At 48.7% G+C, this 24,713-nt stretch carries 22 protein-coding genes; 16 read left to right on the top strand and 6 right to left on the bottom strand.

Annotation, left to right across the window (positions count from 1 at the left end; translation table 11 throughout):
- The first annotated feature begins 215 nt into the window (after positions 1–215).
- Positions 216–1,340, top strand: coding sequence for an NADH-dependent flavin oxidoreductase (locus MKY98_RS02585; RefSeq protein WP_029515994.1), 1,125 nt, complete (start codon positions 216–218; stop codon positions 1,338–1,340).
- Positions 1,341–1,452: 112 nt separating this feature from the next.
- Positions 1,453–2,040, top strand: a complete 588-nt coding sequence (locus tag MKY98_RS02590; protein ID WP_029515993.1) for a GNAT family N-acetyltransferase — start codon at positions 1,453–1,455, stop codon at positions 2,038–2,040.
- Here the strand turns inward: MKY98_RS02590 and MKY98_RS02595 are convergent.
- Together MKY98_RS02595 and MKY98_RS02600 are read right to left on the bottom strand one after the other, a co-directional pair.
- Positions 1,970–3,628 carry a response regulator gene (locus MKY98_RS02595; RefSeq protein WP_069010805.1) on the bottom strand — a complete coding sequence of 553 codons (1,659 nt, stop codon included), beginning with the start codon at positions 3,626–3,628 and terminating at the stop codon, positions 1,970–1,972. The genes MKY98_RS02590 and MKY98_RS02595 overlap by 71 nt on opposite strands.
- A 7-nt stretch (positions 3,629–3,635) precedes the next feature.
- Entirely contained in the window at positions 3,636–5,450 is a 1,815-nt protein-coding gene (locus MKY98_RS02600; RefSeq protein ID WP_069010806.1) for a sensor histidine kinase, read from the bottom strand.
- Between the two features lie 207 nt (positions 5,451–5,657).
- Between MKY98_RS02600 and MKY98_RS02605 the strand changes: the two genes are divergently transcribed.
- From MKY98_RS02605 to MKY98_RS02615, 3 genes are all read left to right on the top strand, one after another.
- Entirely contained in the window at positions 5,658–6,539 is an 882-nt protein-coding gene (locus MKY98_RS02605) for a carbohydrate ABC transporter permease (protein WP_029515990.1), read from the top strand.
- Entirely contained in the window at positions 6,540–7,376 is an 837-nt protein-coding gene (locus MKY98_RS02610; RefSeq protein ID WP_029515989.1) for a carbohydrate ABC transporter permease, read from the top strand.
- Positions 7,377–7,597: 221 nt separating this feature from the next.
- Positions 7,598–8,893 (top strand): ABC transporter substrate-binding protein, encoded by a 1,296-nt coding sequence (locus MKY98_RS02615; RefSeq protein WP_069010807.1) that lies wholly within the window; start codon positions 7,598–7,600, stop codon positions 8,891–8,893.
- Between the two features lie 82 nt (positions 8,894–8,975).
- On the opposite strand, the gene MKY98_RS02620 is transcribed toward MKY98_RS02615, so the two are convergent.
- The gene (locus MKY98_RS02620) at positions 8,976–9,515 is read right to left on the bottom strand and encodes a dihydrofolate reductase family protein (RefSeq protein ID WP_029515987.1); all 540 of its coding nucleotides are present in this window, start codon (positions 9,513–9,515) and stop codon (positions 8,976–8,978) included.
- Between the two features lie 108 nt (positions 9,516–9,623).
- Here MKY98_RS02620 and MKY98_RS02625 point away from each other — a divergent pair, with 108 nt between their 5' ends.
- The 9 genes from MKY98_RS02625 to MKY98_RS02665 all read left to right on the top strand — a co-directional run bounded on the left by MKY98_RS02625 (position 9,624) and on the right by MKY98_RS02665 (position 19,897).
- A complete protein-coding gene (locus MKY98_RS02625; protein WP_069010808.1) occupies positions 9,624–10,577 on the top strand; it encodes a helix-turn-helix transcriptional regulator in 954 nt (317 codons plus the stop codon).
- Positions 10,578–10,734: 157 nt separating this feature from the next.
- Entirely contained in the window at positions 10,735–13,860 is a 3,126-nt protein-coding gene (locus tag MKY98_RS02630) for a DEAD/DEAH box helicase (RefSeq protein WP_069010809.1), read from the top strand.
- Positions 13,861–13,880: 20 nt separating this feature from the next.
- Positions 13,881–14,606: a hypothetical protein gene (locus MKY98_RS02635; protein WP_029515984.1), complete on the top strand. Its 726-nt coding sequence runs from the start codon at positions 13,881–13,883 to the stop codon at positions 14,604–14,606.
- A gap of 151 nt (positions 14,607–14,757) precedes the next feature.
- Entirely contained in the window at positions 14,758–15,663 is a 906-nt protein-coding gene (locus tag MKY98_RS02640) for a M15 family metallopeptidase (protein ID WP_029515983.1), read from the top strand.
- A 90-nt stretch (positions 15,664–15,753) separates the two neighbouring features.
- Entirely contained in the window at positions 15,754–16,311 is a 558-nt protein-coding gene (locus tag MKY98_RS02645; protein ID WP_256026046.1) for a hypothetical protein, read from the top strand.
- Positions 16,311–16,649: a hypothetical protein gene (locus tag MKY98_RS02650; RefSeq protein WP_069010810.1), complete on the top strand. Its 339-nt coding sequence runs from the start codon at positions 16,311–16,313 to the stop codon at positions 16,647–16,649. Before MKY98_RS02645 ends, MKY98_RS02650 begins: the two co-directional genes overlap by 1 nt.
- 1 nt (position 16,650) lies before the next feature.
- A complete protein-coding gene (locus MKY98_RS02655; RefSeq protein ID WP_049816912.1) occupies positions 16,651–18,084 on the top strand; it encodes a glutathionylspermidine synthase family protein in 1,434 nt (477 codons plus the stop codon).
- A 96-nt stretch (positions 18,085–18,180) separates the two neighbouring features.
- A complete protein-coding gene (locus MKY98_RS02660; protein WP_208332386.1) occupies positions 18,181–18,594 on the top strand; it encodes a DUF350 domain-containing protein in 414 nt (137 codons plus the stop codon).
- 226 nt (positions 18,595–18,820) lie between these two features.
- Positions 18,821–19,897: a Gfo/Idh/MocA family protein gene (locus tag MKY98_RS02665; RefSeq protein WP_069010812.1), complete on the top strand. Its 1,077-nt coding sequence runs from the start codon at positions 18,821–18,823 to the stop codon at positions 19,895–19,897.
- Between the two features lie 215 nt (positions 19,898–20,112).
- On the opposite strand, the gene MKY98_RS02670 is transcribed toward MKY98_RS02665, so the two are convergent.
- Positions 20,113–21,582 (bottom strand): MFS transporter, encoded by a 1,470-nt coding sequence (locus MKY98_RS02670; protein WP_069010813.1) that lies wholly within the window; start codon positions 21,580–21,582, stop codon positions 20,113–20,115.
- Between the two features lie 164 nt (positions 21,583–21,746).
- Between MKY98_RS02670 and MKY98_RS02675 the strand changes: the two genes are divergently transcribed.
- Positions 21,747–22,172: a MarR family winged helix-turn-helix transcriptional regulator gene (locus MKY98_RS02675; RefSeq protein ID WP_029515975.1), complete on the top strand. Its 426-nt coding sequence runs from the start codon at positions 21,747–21,749 to the stop codon at positions 22,170–22,172.
- 94 nt (positions 22,173–22,266) lie between these two features.
- Here MKY98_RS02675 and MKY98_RS02680 read toward each other — a convergent pair whose 3' ends face one another.
- The gene (locus tag MKY98_RS02680; protein WP_039270372.1) at positions 22,267–22,845 is read right to left on the bottom strand and encodes a TetR/AcrR family transcriptional regulator; all 579 of its coding nucleotides are present in this window, start codon (positions 22,843–22,845) and stop codon (positions 22,267–22,269) included.
- A gap of 188 nt (positions 22,846–23,033) precedes the next feature.
- Between MKY98_RS02680 and MKY98_RS02685 the strand changes: the two genes are divergently transcribed.
- Positions 23,034–24,257: an MFS transporter gene (locus tag MKY98_RS02685; RefSeq protein ID WP_029515973.1), complete on the top strand. Its 1,224-nt coding sequence runs from the start codon at positions 23,034–23,036 to the stop codon at positions 24,255–24,257.
- A gap of 17 nt (positions 24,258–24,274) precedes the next feature.
- Here the strand turns inward: MKY98_RS02685 and MKY98_RS02690 are convergent, their stop codons facing one another.
- Positions 24,275–24,703: a DUF3995 domain-containing protein gene (locus MKY98_RS02690; RefSeq protein ID WP_069010814.1), complete on the bottom strand. Its 429-nt coding sequence runs from the start codon at positions 24,701–24,703 to the stop codon at positions 24,275–24,277.
- Between the last annotated feature and the right edge of the window lie 10 nt (positions 24,704–24,713).

Here is a 24,713-nt window from a genome sequence, read left to right on the forward strand (position 1 = left end):
GTTCAGCTTTTTCGAACAGTTTAGGGATGGTCAGAAAGGATAGATTTGACTTTATAGTTGCGGATCATTATACTGTGGTTATTATAACCACTGTATTTAAGTAAGCAACAGTAGTTTGAGTCGTTATGGAGGAAAACTACATCGAATTCGTATTTGGCTTCATGCTCAACAGCCTTATATTATCTGATCTGATTTAACTGAAGGAGAGAGAAAGAATGAACCCAAAATATAATTCTCTATTTGAAGCTTTTACCCTGCCATCCGGTGTTACGTTGAAGAACCGTATTACCATGGCACCTATGACTAACTTTGCTTCCCACGAAAATGGTGAAGTGAGTGACGAGGAACTGGCATACTACCGTGAACGCTCAGGGGGTGTGGGCGCAGTTATTACCGCTTGTGTGTATGTAACTCCAGATGGTAAAGGATTTGTTAATGAGTTTGGTGCGGACAAGGATGAAATGATTCCTAGCCTGCGCCGTCTGGCGGATACGATTCATCAGGAGGGCGCGAAAGCGATCCTGCAAATTTATCATGGTGGCCGCCTGTGTCCACCGGATCAGATTCCAGACGGACAACCGATTAGTGCAAGCGCAGTAGCTGAGGAAAAAGAAGGCGCACCTGTGCCGCGTGAAATGACATCCGACGATATCCATCGCGTCATTCGCGCCTATGGCGAAGCAACTCGCCGCGCGATTGAAGCAGGCTATGATGGTGTGGAGCTGCACGGAGCGAATGGTTACCTGGTGCAGCAGTTCTTCTCCCCGCACTCCAACCTTCGTACCGATGAATGGGGAGGAAGTGTTGAAAAACGAATGACCTTCCCGCTGGCGATTGTTCACGAAGTGAAGAAAGTGATCGCAGAACATGCAAAGGGGCCATTCATTTTCGGATACCGCTTGTCTCCTGAGGAAGGACACACGCCAGGCATCACGCTGGATGATACGATGGTGCTTGTAGACCGTCTGGCGGATCAAGGGCTGGATTACCTGCACATTTCCGTAAATCATTTCTTCGGTGGTTCGTTCCGTGACCGTAGTGACGAACGGTCACGTACCGTTCTCATCCATGAGAAGGTAGGTAACCGTGTGCCGATTATGGGAGTCGGATCGCTGAATACACCGGACGAGGCGCTTGCAGCACTGGAGACAGGTGTACCGCTTGTATCGCTGGGACGTCCACTTTTGATGGAGCCGCAATGGGTTCAGAAGGTGCAAAACGGCACAGAAGATACCATTCGCACGACCTTATCCAAGCAAGCCCAGCAGGAGCTAGTCATTCCTGACTACCTGTGGGGTGCGTTGACGACCCTTCCAGGCTGGATGCCTGTTACGGACTAAATTTTGAATGACGGAGATACCCTAGGCTGCTCTCATGCACCTGGGGTATTTTCCTGTCTTGTGACCGTGAACACAATAATATAGGAATAACTGAGAAAGAAGGAAACTGACAATGTTACATGGAGCTAATGGCGCGATTTTGATGGAGTCAACCCATCCGGGGCTACAGATTCGACTGTTGCAAGTAAATGATGCAGAACGTTTATTAGAGATCAGACGTGAAAATTTTGATTTTTTCAAACCGTTCGAGCCAGAACGGCCTGAAGTTTACTTTACCCTGGAAGAACAGGCGCGTCTGATTTCCAACGGTTTGGAAGCGGCACAAGCCGGACAGGGATATACGTTTGGACTTTTTTTGCCGGAAAATAATAAGCTGATTGGCAGAATAGAGCTGTCGGGTGTCGCTAGAGGCCCCTTTCAAAACGCCAATCTGGGCTACTTTGTAGATCCTGCTTACCACGGACAAGGCTATGCTACTTCCGCAGTGAAGGATATTGTACGCTACGCCCTGAATGAGTTGGAATTACACCGTATTCAAGCTGGAGTGATGCCAAGAAATACGCCTTCCAATCGAGTGATGGAAAAGGCAGGATTTCGCCGCGAAGGGCTAGCTCTCAACTACTTGAAGATTAATGGTGTGTGGGAAGATCACGTGCTGTATGCGATAACGGCTGAGGATTTGCAGAATGGCGTCTTCTGAACTCGCCAGGCGTGACACCCTCCAGTTTTTTGAACACCTTGCCAAAATATTTTTCATCCTGATAACCAACCATACCGGCAATATGATGAAGGCGCAGCTTGTCATTCAGCAGTAATAGCTTTGCCTTGCCCATCCTGATCTGGCACAAATAGTCCGACAGATTAACCCCGTACTCCTGCTTGAATTTACGAGAAATATATTCCCGACTGAGGTAAAAGCGGCTCGCCATATCCTGTAGAGAAATGTCTTCATCGTAGTGTGCATCCAGATAGCGGGCAATATCACGGATGGTCGGGTTGTTTGGACTATGGCTTGGTGTAAGTGCCTGACCGGCTGCCAGCAGTCGGTTTTCGACCTGTCTTTGCCATAAGGGCAACGAAAGCATGCCGCGGTTGTCGATCGGCAAGGCATGAATGGAGCCGGACTCATCTGCCATCTCCTCGCCATCGGTATCTCCGGGTCTGTCATTCAACCAGCGGGCCAGCATCCAGTCCAGCTCTTGATTCCAACTGGCTAGCTGTTCTGCTGTAACCGAAGGCAACTCGGCTACGGCTGCTATCCAGCGGCCTACCGCTATAGACACACGACTGGCATTACAGCTGAGCGCACTAAGCCGTAGTTCCTCTTCCATGTCAGGTAACTGGGGAAGACGAATGCTCTGCCGTGTCTGGGTACTCTGGTGCATCCAGTCGGCTTGCAACACATCCCGTTTCCACAACGCTTGCCTTGCCTCTTGGTAGGCAGTGGCTGCCGCTATGGGAAAGGCACCAAAAGAGCCAACCCCGATGTGCATGTAGCACCGCAAAGCGGTTTTGATTCCTGTATGAATATCCTGCAAGAGCTTTGACCAACGAGATGGATCGCCCCAATATAGCAGAATAATTTCGTCCATACGCTCCAGATGGCGGAATGCAACTCCGGTTTGAGAAGTTTCGAGAAATTCGTTGCAGATGTTAGTGAGGGAAAAGCTCAAAAGCGCACGCCGCGTTTTATATTTGTCCAGTATATCGGCATCCAGCTGAGTAGTACTCATCACAGCTGCATTACATATCTGAATAGCTGCGGGAAGACGTAGCTCCTCGCGTAAGGGCGTAATGGAAAGAGGGGTATTCGCTATCCCGGAAACGATTTCAGTCAGGAGCTTATCAGCATAGTGTGGCCTCATCCGATTGACTTCCATGGCCTGCATCGTCTGCCTGTTCCGGTCTTGCTCTGCTGTCCGCCAGGCTTGAGTGGCTTTTTTTACAGCCTCGTTAATCTCCACTGGATCCACGGGCTTAAGAATATAGTCCATGCCTCCCCGGCGGATGACCTGTCGAACCAAGTCAAAATCATCATAGCCACTGACCACCACGACTCTGGTTGCTGGGGAATTGACTTGAATCCACTCCATCAGTGCTATCCCATCCTTGCCGGGCATCCGCATATCCGTGAGTACAACGGGTGGGGAAAGGGCGGTAATGACCTCAATCGCCTGATCGCCCGACTCGGCTTCAATCACCTCGCTCACACCGCAAGCTTCCCAATGTACGAGCATCCGTATGGCATGGCGCACATGCTTCTCATCATCCACAATCAGGACTTTCATTGACAGATCACTCTCCCTTAATATGAATCTCCGTATGGGTTTCCGTGCGAATTTCGAGTGTGTACCGGACACCATGAGGCAGAATGTTGTCTACGCACAGGGTGTTAGAACCATCCTCCGAGTGAAGCTGAATACGCAATAGAACATTACGAAGGCCAATGGAGTCCTGCTCGCTAGTGTCTGGCTCCTCGTAGGCTTTTAGCGGACGTTTTAACATATGCTGGAGTTGCTCCAACTCGGCTTGTGGAATGTTAGTTCCGTTATTTTCCACTGTTATTTTCACAATACCTTCCCGGATTCGGCTACCTGTAATGCGAATTTCACCGGGCCCCAGCCGGGGATCGGCACCGTGTTTAAAGTAGTTTTCCACCAGCGGTTGGAGAATCATTTTAGGCACCCGATCATTCAGGACTTCATCTTCCCACTGGTAAGTGACCTCTAATTGCTCACCGAAGCGTTCCTTTTGTAAATCAAGATATTGTTTTACATGTTCGGCTTCTTCCTTAAGAGTAACGACCGTATGGTCCCTCATATTATAGCGCAGCATTTTGGCAAGGGAAGAGAGCAACGAATAAATTCGCGGCACCTCATGCTGTAGAGCCAGGGTTCCAATAGACTGTAGCGTATTATATAAAAAGTGAGGATTAATCTGTGCCTGGAGCGCTTTCAATTGATGTGTCTTGTTAGCCAGCTCCAGCTTGTATTCCCGCAAAATGAGGTTATTGATGGTATCCATCATCTGTCTGAAACGGCGCGACAGTACTCCGATTTCATCGTTACTCATGGCCCGAATGTCTACATCCAGTTGACCGGACTGAATCTGGTTTATGTAGCGAGTCAGTCGCTTAATAGGTGCCGTGATTTTTATCGAAATCCATAACGTGGCAACAATGGCAAGTAGCAATGCTGCGCCTGTAATGACCGCATTGATCTGAGTCAGGCGGGTAGCCCGTAAATACAGCGTACGATGTGGAATTTTCTTGACGAGCGTCCAGCCTGACAAATTGGCATCCAGCTTGCCGTACACGTGCAATGCTGTATCATCCTCAATCACTCCGTGCTCGTCTTCTTTAGAAATTCGATTGAGCAGGTCAGATTCCTTCCAGTGTGTTCCAATTAATGCTTCTTTTCCGCTATATATGATCGTTCCGTTTCGATCAATTAAAAACAGCTCCTCTGTATCCGCATCATACAATTGACGGCAAATACTGCGCAGCGGCTCCAGATCAACATCTATAGCCAGTACCCCAAGCGTCTCTGAGGCAGGAATGTTCCGAATCGCCCGATGAAGTGTAAATACTTGCTGCTCTGTGCTGTGCTCCGCATAGGAAACCGCCGAAAAGCCGTACAAATGCTTCATATGCGTGGGCTGTATGAACAGTCCGGAAGGGCCATAATGAATAAAACCGGTAAAGGGCTCCAGCCGGAATTCCCGTAGAGGAACCGTGCTGGTAATCAGCGTAGATTGCCCAGCCTCAAAAGAATGCAAATACACCTGGTCAATGCCTGACGTAGCATTCATCATCGTTTGCAGAGTGGTGTAAATTTCAGCGACGGCCCGGTAATCATCCGGAATTTTGGCCAGATTACGCAGAAAATGAGGGTCATTATAGACTCCGATGGACGCGCGATTCAAACCCTGTAAATAGTTATCCAAATTCGTAATTCCCTGAAAAATAAGCCGCTCATTTTCTTGTGTGGCCTGCTCCCGCAAGGAGTGCTTGGTGAGAACGAAGGTCATGGTCATCGACAGCAGTAGCGGCAGGGTGACCGCAATGAGCAAAAACCAGATTAGGCGAGAACGAATACTGTAAAATTTCATGCAGTGAGCTCCTTTCACAATTCAAGGCGAGCCAGAGGTCAATATTTTCCCCCTTAATGGTTCACGATCCTACGTGTTCTCGAGAGCGCTTATTCGACATAATGAACATGTGAATCGCTTATCCTTACGGCCCAAACATCATACTGCTGAAAGAAAGCCGTAAAGGAGCGTTCCAGACACCAATAGACAACATAAGGGGGGATCGGTTTGAATCGCGCCAAGTCGTCGCAATGGCTACAGCAATGGATTTTTGTAGGGCCGTCGACGTTATTTTTCGTTATCATTATTGTAATCCCTTTCATGCTCGGAATGTACTATTCTTTTACAGAGTGGAATGGAGTAGCCAATCAGGCAAAGTGGGTCGGGCTGGATAATTTCAGTCACATTTTATGGAATGATGACAAATTTGGGACAGCGTTCTGGTTTACGGTCCGTTTTACGGTGGTAGGAGTGGTGGCTGCGAATATTTTTGGCTTTCTGCTGGCGTATTTTCTAACCAAACCGTTGAAAACAAAAAATGTACTAAGGACCATCTTTTTTATGCCCAATGTGATCGGAGGTCTGTTGCTGGGCTTTATCTGGCAGTTTATTTTCGTCAAGGGATTTGCAGCAATCGGAGAGAGCACGAACTTGTCCTTCTTCAATCTGTCCTGGTTGGGAGATGAGATCACGGCCTTCTGGGGCATTGTAATCGTGTTTATCTGGCAAACTGCCGGTTATTTGATGGTGATTTATATCTCTTCCCTAACCAATGTGCCCCGCGATATGCTAGAAGCAGCCGAAATTGACGGAGCTAGTCGGATGCAAATTTTGCGGTCGATTATACTTCCTTTAATCATGCCTGCCGTTACGGTTTGTCTTTTCCTGGCGATATCATGGTCATTCAAAATGTTCGATCTTAATTTGTCACTGACCAAAGGCGGTCCCTTCGGGTCCACAGAGTCGGTTGCACTCAATATTTACAATGAAGCGTTTGTGAATAATCGTTATGGGCTGGGAACAGCTAAAGCACTCATTTTCTTTATCATTGTTGCTCTGGTTACGAGCCTTCAGGTACGACTGACGAAAAGTCGGGAGGTGGAAGCGTAAATGGAAACAAGCAAGCGCTACCGCTTTGGAACATGGGCGACCGAGATAGTGATGATCCTCGTCGCATTGTTATTCCTCGTCCCGTTTTACTTTTTATTCGTGAATTCGGTCAAAAGCTTTGGTGACCTGCTCACCGATTCTGCGGCCTGGCCACAAACCTTTGTATGGAGCAACTACGCTAGAGCGTGGAGCATCACGCGTTTTCCCGAAGCTTTATGGAATTCATTCGTGGTTACGGTAGTTAGTAATCTGCTGCTCGTACTGATCAGCTCAATGGCAGCTTACCGAATGGTCCGGCGTCCGACGCGTTATAATCGAGTGTTGTTCAGCCTGTTCGTAGCTGCTATGGTTATTCCTTTTCAATCGGTGATGATTCCTTTGGTCAAGGTTGTAAGTACACTGGATTTAATGAACAGTATAAGTGGTCTGGTCATCTGTTATCTGGGATTCGGAGCTCCAATGTCGATCTTTCTCTTTCATGGATTCGTCAAAGGTGTGCCAGTCGAGGTGGAAGAAGCAGCTACGGTGGACGGCTGTACGCCTTACGGAGTGTTTTTCCGAATTGTGTATCCGTTGATGCTGCCGATGATGGTAACTGTTATTATTTTAAATACGCTCTGGATTTGGAATGATTATCTCCTGCCTTCTCTGGTACTGCAAAAGGCTGAGCTGCGCACGATTCCGATTGCGACCTATGCCTTTTTCGGACAATACACAAAGCAGTGGGATTTGGCTTTGCCTGCTCTGGTGCTGGGCATCTTGCCAGTCATCGCATTCTTTCTGGCTATGCAAAAATATATTATACAAGGTATTATGGCGGGTTCGGTCAAGGGTTGAGTGTGGGATGAGCTGAAAATGTACACGGTGTGCCACTCCGCAAACGGAGGGTGCTTACCATCGCTGTTGCCTCCAGATTTCCCTGAATAAACGAGTAAAGGTGGAAATCTAGAGACAAAGGCGAGCGCTATCGCTTGTTCAGTACCATTCCCTTTGCCCCGTCGCCACATGAATTTTTCGAGTTCATCTGATATGAATTTAAAATAGAAAGGAACATCAACATGAAAACGCATACCTTTAAAAAGAAAGCTCAAGCATTAATCTTGCTTCTCGCGGCCTTTGCCCTGGTTTTGGCAGGTTGTAACAGCAGTGGCGGACAAAACGCAGGCCAAGAGGAAGTGAAGGAAAAAACCATTCACATTTTTCAGTTCAAGGTAGAGATTGCAGAAGCGCTGAACCGCATGAAGGCGGAATACGAAGCGTCTCATCCAGGGATCAAGCTCGATATTCAGACCGTGGGCGGGGGCAGTGATTACGGAGCGGCTTTAAAGGCGAAGTTTGCTTCCGGGGAGCAGCCGGATATTTTTAACGTCGGCGGTTACCGCGAGCTGGATACGTGGCTGGAATATTTGGAGGACCTGTCTGACCAGCCTTGGGTTGGGGATGTGGTCGATGTCGCCAAAGAGCCGATGACCAAAGACGGCAAGCTGTATGGTCAGCCGATGAATCTGGAAGGGTACGGCTTTATTTATAACAAGGATTTGTTCAAGAAGGCGGGGATTACGGAGACCCCTAAAACATTGTCCGAACTGGAGGGAGCTGCACAAAAGCTCCAAGCCGCTGGGATTACTCCATTTTCTAATGGATATCAGGAGTTTTGGGTGCTGGGCAATCATTTGCTGAACGTGGCATTTGCCAATCAGCCAGACCCTTCGGCCTTCGTTAAGGGACTGAATGATGGAACTGCAAAGATTCCGGGCAACGCTGTATTTGCCGAGTGGGTTAAGTTGTTCGATCTGACACTGAAGTATGGGAATACGAAGCCGCTCACGACTGATTACAACACGCAGGTAACGAACTTCGCCACTGGAAAGGCTGCCATGATGCAGCAGGGGAACTGGACTCAAGTCCAAATTGATGGAATTAATCCGAAGCTGAATCTGGGTATTTTGCCTATGCCGATTGGTGAAGACGCAACAGCCGGAGATAAGCTGTTTGTAGGTGTCGCCAACAACTGGGTGGTTAATAAAAATTCGTCTGTCAAACCCGAGGCGAAAGAGTTCTTAAACTGGATGGTAACATCCGAGCAGGGTAAAAAGTATATCACCAAGGAATTCAAGTTTATTCCAGCGTTCAAGAGCATCGAAGGGGCAGAGGCTGATATGGGCCAATTGGGTGCTGAAGTGGTGAAGTACAGTAAGGAAAACAAACTGCTGGGCTGGTTCTTTAGCCGCTATCCTGAAGGAGCACAGCAAGAATTCGGAAGTCAGATGCAAGCCTATGTGGCAGGTAAATCGGATGCTGGGAAGCTATTCGATGATTTCCAGAAAACATGGGAAAATTTGAAGACTAAATAAGAACAAAAGCACGCGATAAAGCCTTCGTATGTCAGGGAAATTGCATGATCCTGAACATACGAAGGCTTTTTTGCAAAATTAATTATATATGGTAATGGAGAAGAACAATATCCCCGCGGCGTTCTATTTCTTGGAGTTCAAACGTACTTGGTAGTGTTCCCTCTGGAAATAACGGTATTCCTTGTCCAAGCACTTTGGGAATGATCGCAATGATAGCTTTCTCCAGCAGTCCAGCTTGTAAGAAGGCCTGGACTAACTGGCCTCCACCGACTAGCCATACCGCACCTTCCGATTGTCCTTGTAGACGTGGAACCAGTTCAGTCAGAGCTTCGTCCGTAAATGTAATATGTGGCGCCTGCTGTTGCTCCGTTAATGCTCGTGTGAGCACATAGCATGGCTTTCCAGCATAAGGGAAATCATCTGAGAGCTTCAATACTTCCTCATACGTCAGTCTGCCCATCAGCACCGTACCAACGGTATCGTAAAAGTCGGCATATCCATTGTCCCCACCATCCCCTTTAACATCATACAGCCAGTCCACCGAACCGTCCGGCAAAGCGATATACCCGTCGAGACTCATGGCAATATACAGCACAACTGCGTTTGATTTCAAATCCTTCATAGTGTTCATTCACTCCTTTCTATATCCTAATGTTACAATGTATTTATGACATCGTATGTCGTAGTTAAACGGTCATTTTAAATTAATTTTTGATTAGAGGGGTACCTTATGAACGAACGCAGAATTGCTCTTATGAGGATACTGGATTCCCGAAAAAAATATACGGCGCGTGAGCTGGCTGAACGTTTTGGTGTCTCCGTCAGGACGATACAGAGAGATCTCGACTATTTGCAGCAGACCGGATTACCCCTTTATACCGAAATGGGTCCTCATGGCGGGTATCGGGCACTTCCCAATCGGCTTCTTCCTCCCCTTCATCTTGCTCGTGACGAGGCCTTGGGTCTTTTTCTCATGCTGCAACTGTTGGAGAACATTCCAGATATCCCTTTTGGCTCAGTTCGTGAGCATTTATCCGAGCACTATTATGCCGAACTTCCACAGGATGTGCAGGACAGTATCGATCAATTAAAGGAGTACATTTCTTTTCGTATGCTACCCACTCACGCAGAGTCACCCTACACCTCAATCATTTTGGAGGCTGCGCTGAATAAGCGCCGGGTGAACATGCATTACCGCTCCGCTTCCGGGGCAAAGTGGACTCAGGTATATCCGATTGGACTGTATTTTGATCACGGATATTGGTACATGCCAGCACATAGCAGAGACCGCATCATTTTGTATCGTTCAGATCGGGTGATCACAATAACGATGCTGGACGACACCTTGGACACCCTTCCTACACTTCAGGAATGGTTGGCTTCGGAGGATTCCCGTATAGGAATTCCGTCCAAAATAAAATTTACCGCATTGGGTGTCAGGCTGGCCGGATCAGATGCCCTCTTCCAAAATGTTTCCCATCAGGAAGGGCAGGCTCAGGAATGGCAGGGATATATTCCGGTCGAAGAGTTTAGATATGTATCCCGACTTTTGCTAAAATACGGGCCAGAGGCCGAGGTCGTATTTCCCAAAGAACTGCGTGTACAGGTCAAGCAACTGTTGCAAGACAGCCTGAACCCTTATCTGAAGGATGCAAAAGCGGATGATGAAGAAAAAGACAATTAATCCTGTAAATTGATTCTCTTATTTATAGTTAACCACATGAATATTTAAGGTTATTGACTTATGACTTTCCATTTATTTTTGTGATAAAGTTTTGAAAAGAGCCCGTTTTCGTATATGATGAAGAGTAATAATTCAAAAGGCTGGACGGGAGACAGATATGAATCAACCGCTTTATGGGATATGGCTCGGAGATGTGTTTTTTTGCTTTTCTGGTGAGACGTCGGAACCACGTATCGATGCGTGGAGCAGTGTAATTCGCAGGCTGACGCTAAAGGGAGACCTTCGGCCGTTTCGGCAGGCTGCGTTGCGCCTTGCCGAGGTACGAATACCGAACACTGCTCGTGTGGAAACCGCGGGCAGAGGTGGCAAAAGACGTTCCATGCTGGGGCGTACATTGGAGGGCTTGGCGCTGGAACCGCGCGAGACGATGGCACTGCTGACCCGCATGGACGAGAAGGGCTGTGCGGCATCGGGCATTACGCTGGGCGAGGAAATGCAATATTGGCAAAAAGCCGCTTATTTTGCGCTAGAGCTGATGCAGCGGGGCGAAATTACGCCATCGCTTACAGAGGCGCGTCCATCGGGACCGCGTCGTCGCGGTCCGGAAGCGGCTGTCGGGGTGTGGATTCCTCGTCTGTATCAAGAGGAGGACATACGCCGCTTTCATGAGCTGGCTGCTGCAATGCCGGCTGTTTGTATGGCGGCTCCTGCCGTGTTCGCGGGTAAGGAGCCTGAAACACGCGAGGATGCAGCCGGAATCGTGCTGTACTCCTTCTTGTGTGCGGTCATCCATGCGGAAACGACCGCGGTGTTGGCAGCATCAGACCGTGAGCTGGGACGATATCGTGCAGAGTATCGGCGCGGAGGATCGCCGCTGACAGAGCTATGGTGGAACAGTCTGCTGACAGGTTCCCGCCCGGTGGCGATTCAGGGAACGCCCGCGGAGATGGAGGAGCTGGTTCTCCAAGCGTCCTCTCTTAAGGGAAGCGCAATGCCTGTCACGGAGCGGGAAGACAAGGAGCCGATAGAAGGGCAACTGCGGTTGTGCCTTCGTTTGGAGCCTTCGCTGGAAGAGAGTGTGAAGGAATGGCGCATTACCTTTTGGGCAGAAAGCGATGCTGAGCCGGGGTTGCGACTGCCTGCTCTGGCACTGTGGGCGCATCCTGAACGCGATCTGGTTCGCGGCGGAATTGTATATCGTCAAGTGCAGGCGCAACTGCTAATGAGGCTCGGACAGGCTGCTGAAGCGGCACCTATATTGCAAGAAGCGTTGAACCGCCCTTATCCCGAAGGGCTGACACTGGAGCCGGAGATGTTCTTCCGCTTCCTGACGGAAGCCGTTCCCGCATTACAAAAGAACGGTATTACCGTGCAAATGCCTTCACGCTGGAGCCGGGAGGGCCGAAGACGTGCAGGCTTGCGGCTCAAAATGCGTTCGACAGAGCAGGGTGCCAAGCCGGATGGTGTGATTGCCGATACATCGACTGTCGGCATTAACCGCATGATTTCGTTTGATGCCGAGGCTGTGCTGGGTGATACAACTTTGACGATGGAGGAACTGGAAAGCATTGTCGCCGCTAATTTGCCGTATGTACGTCTCGGAGGGGAATGGATCGAGGTCGATCCTAAGGAAATTCGTCAGGTGCTGCGCTTTATCAAGCGCGGTGAGAACGGTGAGATGAGCTTGTCCGAATGGATGCATCTGGCCGCAGAAAATGAAAGTGCAGGCGAGGCCTCATGGAAAGGCTTGTCCATCTTTGGCGCGGAATCCGCCGGATTGCTTGCGTCTTTGGCTGAGGGCGGCGTACTTCGTTCGGTAGAGCCGCGACCTGTGCCAGAGACGCTGCACGGCGCATTACGGCCCTATCAAGAGCGCGGCTTTCAATGGCTGGCCGCGATGCGTGGATTAGGTTTTGGCGTCTGCCTTGCGGACGATATGGGGCTTGGTAAAACGATTCAGGTCATCACCTGCCTACTCGACGGTGGCATCGGCGCAGATGATCAACGTCCGGCGTTGATCATCTGTCCAACGTCCTTGCTCGGCAACTGGCAGCGCGAGTTGAAACGCTTTTCACCGGATTTGTCACTGTATATTCACCATGGAAACCAGCGACTCCACGGCGAGCTGTTTCAGGAAAGTGTACGTGAGTATGATATCGTCCTCACTACCTATCATTTGGCGGGACGGGACGGTAGCGATTTATCTGCGGTATACTGGTCCTCCATCGTGTTGGATGAAGCGCAATATATAAAAAATGCACGAACAAAGCAAGCACAAAGCGTCATGAAGCTGTCTGCTCCACATCGGATTGCCATGACGGGTACCCCGGTAGAGAATCGGCTGAGCGAGCTGTGGTCTATTTTTCAATTCCTGAACCCAGGTTACCTCGGTACGGCGTCTTCATTCCGCCAACGGTACAGTCTGGCGGGAGAGGAGCGGGGGTCTGCGTTGCGTGAGCTTCATCGCCTCGTCTCCCCGTTCATGCTGCGTCGACTCAAAAGCGACCCAGATATACGCAAGGATTTGCCGGAGAAGCTGGAGTTGAAATCCTACTGTGTACTGACACCAGAGCAGGCCGGATTGTATCGGGGCGTAGTGGATCAATTATTGGGAACACTGGATGGGCAGATCGGTATAGCTCGCAAAGGGCTTGTTCTGTCTTCACTGACCAAGTTGAAGCAGATTTGTGACCATCCGGGTCTGATCATTCCGGGTCGGGCTGATAGTGGTAAAACGCAAAACTCGGGCAAAATGGAGCGACTGCTGGAATTGGTAGAGACGATTCGCGAGAACGGCGAATCGGCGCTGATATTCACCCAATATGTGTCGATGGGAGAATTGCTGGTCTCCCGTTTGGCCAAAATCTTCGGGGAAGAGCCGTATTTTCTACATGGAGGACTGGCGAAAACCAGACGGGATGAAATGGTTCACAACTTCCAGCAGGGAGAAGGGCCGAATATATTCGTACTTTCCCTGCGTGCAGGTGGTGTGGGCCTGAACCTGACACGTGCCAGCCATGTCATTCACTATGACCGCTGGTGGAATCCTGCAGTGGAAAATCAGGCGACAGACCGCGTATTCCGTATTGGTCAAAGCCGCAATGTACAAGTGCACAAGCTGATTTGTCAAGGTACACTGGAGGAGCGAATCGACGAGCTGATCGAGAGCAAAAAGGCACTTTCCGAGCAGGTTGTCGGCTCCGGTGAACATTGGCTCACCGAAATGTCTGATGATGAATTGCGCGGTCTGATAGCGTTGCAAAATGATGTATGGATTGAGTGAGCAGAGAAAGGATGAAGGCGATGACGAGGCCGCGAGTGAAGCTGAAAGTAACTGACGGTCAATGGATAGCGGAATTAGACAGAAATGGCTTGGAAGGCGAATCAACGGGTGTACCTTCCGCACATGCTGTCCAATGGATGGGTCCAGCGCCTGTACTAAACCCCGAACAGCGAAAGGCATGGCTGGAGCAGCTAAAAGCAGATCCTTTGGACATCTACCGCTTTTTGCAAGGGAAAACCTGTCTATCGCTGGATGAGATCGTTCAGCTAGCAGCTGAGACAGCCACTTCCAGCATGGAGGATGGCGTGGGTGTAGTCGACGATGTGAAGAAGGCTCTTCAGACCGGGATGGAAAGCGAGCCGCAGACCTGTCTGGAATTGATCGGAATGACGCGGGAAGAGCTGCTGGAGTACGTATTCAGTGCTTGGGCCGGAGAGTTATCTCATGTGCAGGGGACATCCCCCGCGCTTGAGTCTACCTCGCGGCCGGAAGGCGGACGCAGTGGATCGGCTGCGATTAGCGAATGGATTGCCGAGTCAGCGGCAGAAGGAGCATTACATCGTCCCGGTGCAGGTTTTCATGCGATTGAGATTCATCTGCCGCAGAAGCTTGTTCCTAAGAAGGAAGCGGATATTACGGCTTTGCTGCCGGGTTTACCCCGTGCGGAAGAGGCATTGAAACTCATACGTGAACGGGTAGCCGAGCGGGCCCGAGCTGCAATTCCGCAAAAACGTCATACTCCGTAACAATTCGGGTATATACTTCCTTTTTCGAGTCTATTCGCCTTCATCGAACGGGATAACGGCTTCGAAGAGTGTCCAAAGTTCAGTTACAATGGGGGAACGGAAAAGTCACTGCAAGTCATGTATCAATTGCAATATTGGAGGAGATACCAGCATGAAACGACATATACAACAGACGCGCACATCTCAGCGATGGACCAAAGCGCTCATTCCAGGGCTGATCCTGCCAGGGCTATTACTGGCAGCCTGCCAGCAGGGAGGATCAGGTGGACAGGAAAGCGAGCCGTTAAAGTCATCTACAGCGGTACAGGAGAATGTGCAGCCTTCCACCCAGCCGGATGCGGGCAATGGTAGCACTAGTGCTGGACAAGCCTCTGCGGGTACAGAAAGTGGACAAGCCGACCCAGTGATGGCGTTGCGGAGCCAGAGTGCGCTGCAAGCCACGGTTAAGGAAGAGGATGGAACCGCGATTGTCACCAATGCGACTTCGGATACAGTCGTTGTGAACAAAAAGCGCAGCTTGCCTGTGGGCTATGTCCCAGACGACCTGGTGGAGCCGCAGGTGCAATTTTCCTTCGAGGGACCGCACGAAAAGCGGCATTTGCGTAAGGAAGCGGCAGAGGCACTGGAGAAGCTGTTCGACGGTGCGAAAAAGGACGGCATCGAGCTGCGTGCGGTATCGGGATACCGTTCCTATAAGCGTCAGGTGTCTATTTTCGACAACAATGTAAAGACAAAGGGACAGGAATATGCCTCTAAAGTCAGCGCTGTACCGGGTACGAGTGAGCATCAGACGGGATTGTCCATTGATGTATCCAGCCCAAGCGTAGGTAATGCGCTGGAGCAATCCTTCGGAGCTTCCAAGGAAGGCGAATGGTTGGAACAACATGCACCGGAATACGGATTTATTATTCGTTATATGAAGGGTAAGGAAGATGTGACCGGCTACGTGTACGAGCCTTGGCATATCCGTTATGTGGGAATAGACATTGCGGAGGATGTAGCCAAGCAGGGGATGACGCTGGAGGAATATTTCGACGAGAACAATATCAAGCTGTAGCAGCTAAAATCAAGCCGTAATCCTAGGGATTGCGGCTTTTTGTCGTGTTTTTCTTCCAAATTGAACCTTTTCAAGGTAGAATCTCGTATAGTGATCAACGACAGAAGCGCTTTGATTTGTTGCAAACCTCATGACAGAAGCGTACAGGAAGGGAAGGGAATCATCATTTATTATTCATTAACGTATCGCGAATGGTCGGAAGACACTCAAAAGGAACTGCGCAGCCTGACACGGGAATCCGTATCGGGAGATGAGCTGTTTCTACGCAAGCTTGTAGACGCTACGCGTCTCCATGACAAACTATGGTCGCATATCTCGAATGAAAGTGAGGGACATACGGATCATTCCGTCTATGTGACTGAATTTACAGGGGAACGTGCAAAGCCTTACGGTGCGTCTATCACAGACCTCGTGCTTGCCAGTGAGGGAGGTTACACTTCCACATACAGTGCAGTGTACTGGATATGGCATGAACCTGCATTCCGTAGTATGGATCAGCGGGAAGGTTCGGTATTTACTTTGGAGTTGGCCCAACGGCTATTAGATCACTATACAGTACTGGGTGGCAAAACATATGAATTTATATATTCGGTACTGGACCCTCAGCTGAAAAAGGTGCATCTGTTTGTGAAGGAGGTCGATCTGTGATGGAGCATTCTTGGGAAAAAATGAAATCCAAGCCCGGCTCTCGTACACGGATGGCGGCCTTTGCCCTGATGTTGGCTGTCCCGGCCGCTCTGACGGGTTGCGGTGACGACGAGTATTATGACTGCGATGAGCTTCCTATATCGGAACAAACGGCGTGTCGGGATTCAGGCAGCAGTGGGTATTACTATGGCGGATCGACTTATTATAGTGGAGGCTCCTCATACCATAGCAGTCGTTCTTCTTCCAGCTCATACCGCAAAAGCTCATCCTCATCTTCCAGCTCACACAGCGGTTTTGGCAGCAGCGGCTCACGCAGCGGCTTTTTCTCTGGGGGTTAAGATGAGCATGCGCACGATTCGGCAATTGCCTTATGAACATGATGAGCTTTTTAAGGGTGAAATCAGCCGTATCATCCCGTATCACCGCATGTATGGCAAGTCCTATTGCGTGCCGGCCTTAACGGTATATCGGGAAAGCGAGCTGGCAGAGCTTCAGGTTGCTTCTGAGGCGGTACATCGTATTTATCGCAAGGTTCAGCAATTCGTTCAGCGCTATATGCCGGATGAATACCTGGTGGAACGGTTGGGGATTCATCCGGGCTTGCTGCGTGCTGCACGTATGGAGGCCGAGCCGGATGGGATAACCCGCCAGGACTGGATTGTGGGGGAAGCGGGTATCAAGTGCATTGAGAATAACACCGATACCCCAACCGGAATTCCCGAGGTGGCTTATCTCGAAGGAAAGCTGCTAGAGGTGCTGAGTAAGGGAGGAATGTCGGAGGATGACAATGCACTACATGGACCCTCAACTGGAATGGACGAGGCGATTCAGTCTGCCTTGACGGAGCTCATTCATTTTTATAGCCGCAAGGGATTAGGGACAAAGGTGTATTTCACTTGCTATGACTGGCACATCGAGGATCAGACGAACACCAAATATATTATGCGTTTATGTGAACAAGCCGGATTCGAAGTCGTTTATGCTCCTTTGGAAGAACTGGAGATTATCCCGAATGAAGGATTGTATCACCGGGGAGAGCAAATCCGCATTCTCTATCGCCTGTATCCGCTGGAGTATCTAATTGATGACCGGGAGGAGAATACGGGGCTTGAGGTGGGGCAGGCGCTAATGGATATGGTGGCAGACGGGAAAATAGGATTAATCAACCCACCGCAGCATATCATTACCCAGAGCAAAGGGTTCACCGCAACCGTATGGTCACTGTATGAGCGCAATGAGCAGACACCAGAGTTCTGTGGTTTTCGTTTGTTTGACGATCGCGAGCTGGAGGTGATACGAACCTACCTGCTGCCTACGTATTTTGAACCCTCGGTGTTTATGCAAAATAAAGAGCCCTATGTGGCCAAAGGTATATGGGGTCGGGAGGGTAAAGGGACGCACTTGATTGAACATACCGAAGACGAGGAGAGACTAGAAGGCGTCTTGGGAAAGGTTCAAAATGCGAAGACCGACCATCCTGATCTGCTTCACCAAGCTGATGCCCCACGAACGCCTGAGCAGGAGGAAGCCGCACATGTTGCCGCTTATTATGAAGGACAGCCTAAGATTTATCAGCGGCTGTGGCCGATGCAGACCGCAGAGGTACAGACCGAGGAAGGGCTATTTCACGGCTATGTGTTAACAGGCATATTTGTAATTGGGGGGCGTTTTGCGGGTGTCCTGCCGCGAATCGGTGAAAAGGTAACAGGTGATATGGCCTACTATTGCGCCGCCGCCGTTGCCACCGTACATCCTAATCCGCCGGTAGTATAAGCTAAATTGAAAAATATACAATATTCGAACATATCTGTTTCATTTTCACAAGTGAGGATTTTGCAAAATCCTGAAGTATCATAAGGAGGAAAAAAATTGGACTCTCATATCAGTTTGGGCAACGCACTGGGCAATGTAGGTATCGGCCTGCTTGTCCTGTTTGCCATCTTAATCGTAGGTTACTTTGTGTTCAGCTTACTGACACGTTATAACGATAATCAAGAAATCGCACACGGCAATGAGGCGGCAGGCATCTATATGGGGGCAAAGCTGCTAGGTCTGTGTATCATCGTGGGGATGGTGTCGTACAGCAGTCATTCATGGCTCGATATGCTGGCCTGGTCGGCTGTGGGCATTGTAGTGCTGTGTCTCGTCTATGTGATTTTTGATCTGGTGACGCCGCGTACCAAGGTGTGCGAGGAAATTGCCAAGGGCAATGTGGCTCTGGCACAGCTGCTGCGTTCAATCATCGTCGGGGTTTCTTTTGTGGTAGGTACATTTTTGATGTAGTCGATATAGAGAAGGAATACCAAGGATCTGCAACACCGGACAACGGAGCTGCAGATCCTTTTTTTATGAGACATTGTATTCACTACCGGCATCAGACTGTTGAATTAAGGGTTGCAACGATCACTTCCTGTGGGGACTATTCTACAAAGCAACGGGTGATACTGCATAGCAAAAGGAATTTGCTACAGAGTTCAAACCAAATTGAAGAGAAGGGAGTTCTGAACCTATGAGTACCACCACCTTCCCAACCAAACAAATTCGGATGGGTATCATTGGCCTGGGTCTTATCGCTGAATATCACATGAGATCACTGCACACCATCTCGGGGGTATCTATTGTGGCCGTTAGTGATGTGAATCCCCATCGCCTTCAAGCCATCGGAGAACAATTGCAACTGCCTACTTCCAAGCGGTACGCCCATTATGAAGCATTAATCCGTGACCCAGAGGTAGATGCGATTCTGTCGCTGACACCCAATGATGTGCATTTTGACATTATTCGTATTGCGCTGGAAAAACACAAAGCTGTACTGGCAGAAAAACCATTGACTCTCACATGGGAGGAAGCGGATCGGTTGAAAAAGCTATATACAGCGAATCCGGTGCCTGTGCTGGTTCACTATAAGCATCGCTACGGCGCGGCCTTCCAATATACCAAGCAACTGCTGGATGAGCAAAAGCTGGGTAAAATCTATAACATTCAATTCCGTTATCTAATGGATGCATTTGCGCCGTATCGTCAGCATCCGTATACATGGCGTCACAATTTGGCCAAGGCTGGTTCTGGAGTAGTGGGGGATACAGCCTCACATATCATTGATCTGGCCCGTTTTCTGGTGGGTGAATTTAAAAGTGTCGCAGCGCTGCTACATACCATTACACCCGAGCGGCTCGATCCGATCACGGGCCTGCCTGTAAAAGTGGATGTGGAAGATCTCGCTGCCTTTCATGGCATCATAGGCGACAATACCGTGGGAACCTTTATCACACATAAAAATGCCATCGGCATACGGCACGATATCGAAGTCGATATCTATGGAGAACTGGGTACGCTGCACGCCAGCCTCAGTAATCCGGAAAGTATCCGCATTGTGCTGCGTGACCTAGAACACCCGGATGCCGAATACGAGACTTGGACTGTCCCTGCAATCTATAATCATACGGCCTATGAAGATTTTGTTGAGCTGGCAAGGGGAGAGTCTGTGGATCGTGCCCCCTTATTCGAGGACGGCTACAAAAACCAGTGGGTACTTGAGAAAATACTGCAATCATGGAAAGAGAATGGACGTTTAGTAGAAGTGTAGGGACCCGCAAGAGGGTTCCTTGGAAAGAGCAGCCATCTTGCGGTTTAGCAATTCAATTACCTGTAAAGACATCTTTTTCATCATTTTCGCATCGCAACGCTTATAGGGCCTTCGCCTTCACACTCCTTTACCATCAATTTTGTTCCGCATGCATAGTAATGTTTCATGTGAGCTCCACCCTTGTATCCCATTTTTAAAATTGTAAATGTTACCTTTTATCCCTTTTCTTGCTGCGTTCTTACCCGTCTAGCCCCAATCAGCCGCCAGCCTGTTAACAATGCCGCCACAAGACAGATGGACGCAGACGTCATAAAGACTACATGCATGCCTGCCAGAAAAATTTCTGGATGACCCGGGACCAAGCCGGTGACCCGATAACCAGCCTCTTTACTCATAATATAAAAGAGGATTGATGTGGCCAAGGTGATCCCCACAACCATACCGACGTTGCGAACCAGCGAATTGACGCTACCGGCTGAGCCGAGCTGTGTGCGGGGTACCGTGGACATAATCAGCGAGTTGTTCGGCGATTGGAATAAACCACTGCCAATGCCCAGCATGGCAATCCACAGACCCACGAGCGGGATGGAGCTGCCTGCATGCAGTTGGGCCAATCCAATCTGGGCAATGACCATAACGACCAGCCCGGCGAATGTGAGCAGTTCAGACCCGATTTTATCGGAAAGCGCACCGCTGAGTGGGGCCACAATAACCATAGAGATGGGGAACAACATCAGCAGGAACCCGGCATGAAAAGGCGACAAGTTCAGCATATTCTGCGCATAAAAAGGTGAAATGATGTTAAAGCAAAAGTTAGCGACGAACACCAGAAAAGCACACAAAATACTGAGCGAAAATAACGGATTTTTGAATAGCGCGAGCTGTAGCAGTGGCTGTGGACGGCGAAATTCCAATCGAATAAACATGGCAAAAGCAACTACAGCCACCACCAGCGAAGCAACGATACGTTTGTCGCCATACCCGACCTGTTGTCCCAGCAACAATCCGACGAACAAAGTGAGAATAAAAATAGCAAATACCAAGCTACCGGGAACGTCAATTTTATCTTTCAACTTGATCAAATCCTTCGGCAGAAGCTTCCAGCCAAGAAAGACAGCGACCAACCCTATCGGTACATTGACCCAGAAAATGTACTGCCAGCCGAGTGAGGAGACAATAATACCGCCCAAGCTTGGCCCGGCGATACTACCTAGAGAAACGAAGGTTCCAATGAGGCCAAGTGCTTTGCCCCGTTCATTGGAGGGGAAGACATCTGTCACAATCCCCTGGCTGTTTGCCATGGTCATGGACGCCCCAATCGCCTGAATAATGCGGGAAATCAGCAGCATAGAGAGTGAAGAGCTAAGACCACACAATAGGGAGCCAAGAATGAATACGACTGTGCCGATTTTAAATATTTTGATTTTACCGACGATATCTCCAAGCTTGCCAAAAAATAAAATAGCGGTACATATCGCCATTAAATAGGCGGTTGTCACCCATTCAATCTGTGCTACGGGTAAATGTAATGTGCGAGACAACACAGGAAGAGCGATATTGACGATGCTTCCATCCAATGTGGACATAAATGTAAACAGATTCAAAACAATTAAAATCAGCCAACGTTTCTTCTGGACTTCGATATTCTCTTGATAGGTTGTAGCTGTTGTAGCAGTTGAACTCATCATTACACCTCGTTATCGTTGACAATTTTCATTTAGTTGCACGCGCAACTAAATGAACGGTTCTAGTGTACAGCAAATTAGTTGCGTGTGCAACAATATTATTGTAAACTTTGCTTTGGTCCCAACTGGGGATGTGTCATTTTTAAGCCAATGAGGTGTATTTGATGAGAAAAAAACAACCGATTGGAAAGCTAATTTCCCACCTGTACCGTCGTAATCAAAAAATATTGTCCAAAAAACTGACTCCTTACGGAATCGGCAGTGGAGGACAACACAGCTTTTTAAAGCTCATTTTGCAGCGGCCGGGCATTACACAAGAGCAGTTGACGAATGAACTTAAATTTGACAAGGCAACCACGGCGCGCTCTGTGAAACAATTGGAGGAATCAGGCTATATTGAACGGAAAACAGACCCAAATGACCGCCGTTCCCATCTTTTGTCTCCTACAGCCAAGGCGCTAGAGTTTTCCCCTGTCCTACAAGGAATATTGGACGAGTCCAATGTCAGCCTTGTCCACAATCTATCCGAAGAGGAAGAGGACCTTCTGATCGACCTGCTGCAAAAAATTAGTATAGACCCTGACGAATAAACAAATCAGGAACTAGCCAGAGGATCGTGGCAGGTAAAAGAAAAAGCAGCCCTCACAGAGGATACTCTGTGAGGGCTGCTTGATGCCACGTCATTCAGTCCAAGCCAATTCCTTTGAACGCATTCATGACTAATTGTCGTACATAGGAGTCGTCTAATGGATAACCGGTTACCAACAATCGATAAAAAACGGGCCCATAAATGAGATCGATACATAATTCAATATCGAGATCTTCCTTCAATTCTCCGCGCTCCATTCCGCGCTCAATAAGAAGCCTGGCCTCAAGTCGCCGAGGGTGGAAATATCGGGTCCGGTATGCCTCTGACAATCCTGAATCAAGTTGCCCTTCGCCTATTAACTCCGTAATGATTTTACCCTCTCGACTTATTAAGAACCGCACTAAATTCGTGGCATGAATGAGAATATCATCTAATACAGAGCCCGTGTCGGGCACGGGCAATCTTGCTATGGTGGCTGACAGGAAACCATCCATCACTACGGCAGCTTTGTTAGGCCACCATTTATAAATGGTGGCTTTGCTAACTTTCGCTCGTTCAGCAATTTTTTCTACCGTAACCGCCCCAAAGCCTTGCTCCAACAGTAAATCATAGGAAGCGTTAAGGATAGATTTTTGCGTCTCGACATTACGTGGACGTCCTCTTTTGCTCTGCACTGGAATGCTCACCTTCTTAATAGATATAAGTAACCACAAAAAATAAACTATACGTTCAGTATATCAAATGCCATGTAAAAATAAAAAGTTGATTTTGTCTATTTACAAAACGAAACGTTCAGTATATTATTCAACTATCGAATTAATGAACTATACGTTTAGTATTTAAATTAATGAGGAGGATTATCATGCAAAGAGAACAACAAGCCTTAGAAAGTAACCGTATCTCAAATTGGATGATGTTTTTGTTAGCAGCCGCATGCGGCCTTATTGTTGCCAACCTGTACTATGCTCAAACCCTTGTAGGACCTATTCATATTGCTATGGGCCTTTCTTCTACAGCCGCGGGCTTCATTGTCACCTTGACTCAAATCGGCTATGTGGTGGGATTGCTATTTATCGTACCGCTCAGCGACATTATCGAAAATCGACGGCTCATGGTCGTATCGCTAATCATTACAGTCTGTGCATTGGTTGTTGCCGCTTTTGCTACCAATGCCCCGTTGTTCCTGACCGCATCCTTGTTCATTGGAATTGGATCTGTGGTAGCCCAAATACTGGTGCCGTACGCCACCTATTTAGCATCCGAAGAGCAACGCGGCCGCGTTGTTGGGAATGTCATGAGCGGACTCTTGCTAGGCATTATGTTCGCACGGCCAGTAGCAAGCTTTATCACCAGCATCTGGGGGTGGCAAGCCGTATTTATTTTGTCAGCCATTGTCTTGACGCTGTTGACGATTCTGCTCTCGCGAGCTCTTCCAGAACGCAAGCCTGTGCCTACGGTATCTTACAGTAAATTGATTTTCTCGTTAGGTACTCTTCTAAAACAAACGCCTGCATTGCGTCGCCGTGCCCTCTATCAAGCCTGCCTATTTGGTGCATTCAGCCTATTTTGGACTGTTGTTCCTCTACGTTTGGCGGATGATTTCGGAATGTCCCAACAAGGGATTGCATTGTTTGCTTTAGTAGGCGTAGGTGGTGCAGTAGCTGCTCCGATTGCCGGGAGATTGGCGGATAAAGGTTGGAGTAAAGTATTAACCGGGTTAGCTATGATCATTGCAGCCTTGTCTTTTTTGCTCATCTATCTTTTTCAAAGTCATTCGACGGTTGCACTCGTACTTCTCTTTATTTCCGCGATTACACTGGATATGGCTGTATCGGGAAATCTTGTACTTGGACAGCGTGTGATTTACTCCTTGGGAAGTGAAGCGAGAGGGCGTTTGAATGGATTATTCATGTCTATTTTTTTCATAGGCGGAGCGATTGGATCATCATTAGGTGGTTGGTCGTATGCGTTAGGAGGTTGGAATTTCAGTGCTCTGATTGGAGTCGTCCTGCCTGTGCTGGCTTTGCTGTACTTTTTCACTGAGAAAGAAACGAGTGGAGACGTGCGAAAGAAACAAACCACCTGATAGAGGTCAGCTTTAAGCTATGCCGTACGCAAAAACATAATGATTAAAATGGCTGTTCCCAAGAGAAAACAAAGGGGCGAGTAGAGCATAGTGTCCCATTTTGCAAAAACGGTTCCTTTCTTTCTCTTGCAGAACCCTACCCATTTGAAATCTCCTATAGAACGTAAAATAAATACGCACGACAACAAGCCTGCACCGTAGGAATGAAAGGGCCTGAAAAACAGGAATTGTGTTACTCCACCTAGTTCTAGGACGAACCAAGCGGCTAAAGCTAGTAAGATGGCAACAATTGATGTCCCTATCTTGGAGGGGTTAAAGAGTAAATCCGTTCCCGTGCTTGGGATCGCTGCCTTAGCGCCTTTTTGTCCGCCGAATACCCAATATAAATGCATGCCGCTCAGTACCCATAGAATTCCGCCAACTGCCCATGTAAGTAATTCAAACATCCCACATCCT

Origin of the sequence: Paenibacillus sp. FSL M8-0228 (genome assembly GCF_038007385.1) — a bacterium.
In the GTDB taxonomy this organism is placed as follows: domain Bacteria; phylum Bacillota; class Bacilli; order Paenibacillales; family Paenibacillaceae; genus Paenibacillus; species Paenibacillus polymyxa_D.

Excerpts from the sequence above, each read along its gene's own strand:
- MKY98_RS02585 (WP_029515994.1), top strand. The coding sequence starts at position 216 with ATGAACCCAAAATATAATTCTCTATTTGAAGCTTTTACCCTGCCATCC.
- MKY98_RS02590 (WP_029515993.1), top strand. The coding sequence starts at position 1,453 with ATGTTACATGGAGCTAATGGCGCGATTTTGATGGAGTCAACCCATCCG.
- MKY98_RS02595 (WP_069010805.1), bottom strand. The coding sequence starts at position 3,628 with ATGAAAGTCCTGATTGTGGATGATGAGAAGCATGTGCGCCATGCCATA.
- MKY98_RS02600 (WP_069010806.1), bottom strand. The coding sequence starts at position 5,450 with ATGAAATTTTACAGTATTCGTTCTCGCCTAATCTGGTTTTTGCTCATT.
- MKY98_RS02610 (WP_029515989.1), top strand. The coding sequence starts at position 6,540 with ATGGAAACAAGCAAGCGCTACCGCTTTGGAACATGGGCGACCGAGATA.
- MKY98_RS02615 (WP_069010807.1), top strand. The coding sequence starts at position 7,598 with ATGAAAACGCATACCTTTAAAAAGAAAGCTCAAGCATTAATCTTGCTT.
- MKY98_RS02620 (WP_029515987.1), bottom strand. The coding sequence starts at position 9,515 with ATGAAGGATTTGAAATCAAACGCAGTTGTGCTGTATATTGCCATGAGT.
- MKY98_RS02625 (WP_069010808.1), top strand. The coding sequence starts at position 9,624 with ATGAACGAACGCAGAATTGCTCTTATGAGGATACTGGATTCCCGAAAA.
- MKY98_RS02630 (WP_069010809.1), top strand. The coding sequence starts at position 10,735 with ATGAATCAACCGCTTTATGGGATATGGCTCGGAGATGTGTTTTTTTGC.
- MKY98_RS02635 (WP_029515984.1), top strand. The coding sequence starts at position 13,881 with ATGACGAGGCCGCGAGTGAAGCTGAAAGTAACTGACGGTCAATGGATA.
- MKY98_RS02640 (WP_029515983.1), top strand. The coding sequence starts at position 14,758 with ATGAAACGACATATACAACAGACGCGCACATCTCAGCGATGGACCAAA.
- MKY98_RS02650 (WP_069010810.1), top strand. The coding sequence starts at position 16,311 with ATGGAGCATTCTTGGGAAAAAATGAAATCCAAGCCCGGCTCTCGTACA.
- MKY98_RS02655 (WP_049816912.1), top strand. The coding sequence starts at position 16,651 with ATGAGCATGCGCACGATTCGGCAATTGCCTTATGAACATGATGAGCTT.
- MKY98_RS02665 (WP_069010812.1), top strand. The coding sequence starts at position 18,821 with ATGAGTACCACCACCTTCCCAACCAAACAAATTCGGATGGGTATCATT.
- MKY98_RS02670 (WP_069010813.1), bottom strand. The coding sequence starts at position 21,582 with ATGAGTTCAACTGCTACAACAGCTACAACCTATCAAGAGAATATCGAA.
- MKY98_RS02675 (WP_029515975.1), top strand. The coding sequence starts at position 21,747 with ATGAGAAAAAAACAACCGATTGGAAAGCTAATTTCCCACCTGTACCGT.
- MKY98_RS02685 (WP_029515973.1), top strand. The coding sequence starts at position 23,034 with ATGCAAAGAGAACAACAAGCCTTAGAAAGTAACCGTATCTCAAATTGG.
- MKY98_RS02690 (WP_069010814.1), bottom strand. The coding sequence starts at position 24,703 with ATGTTTGAATTACTTACATGGGCAGTTGGCGGAATTCTATGGGTACTG.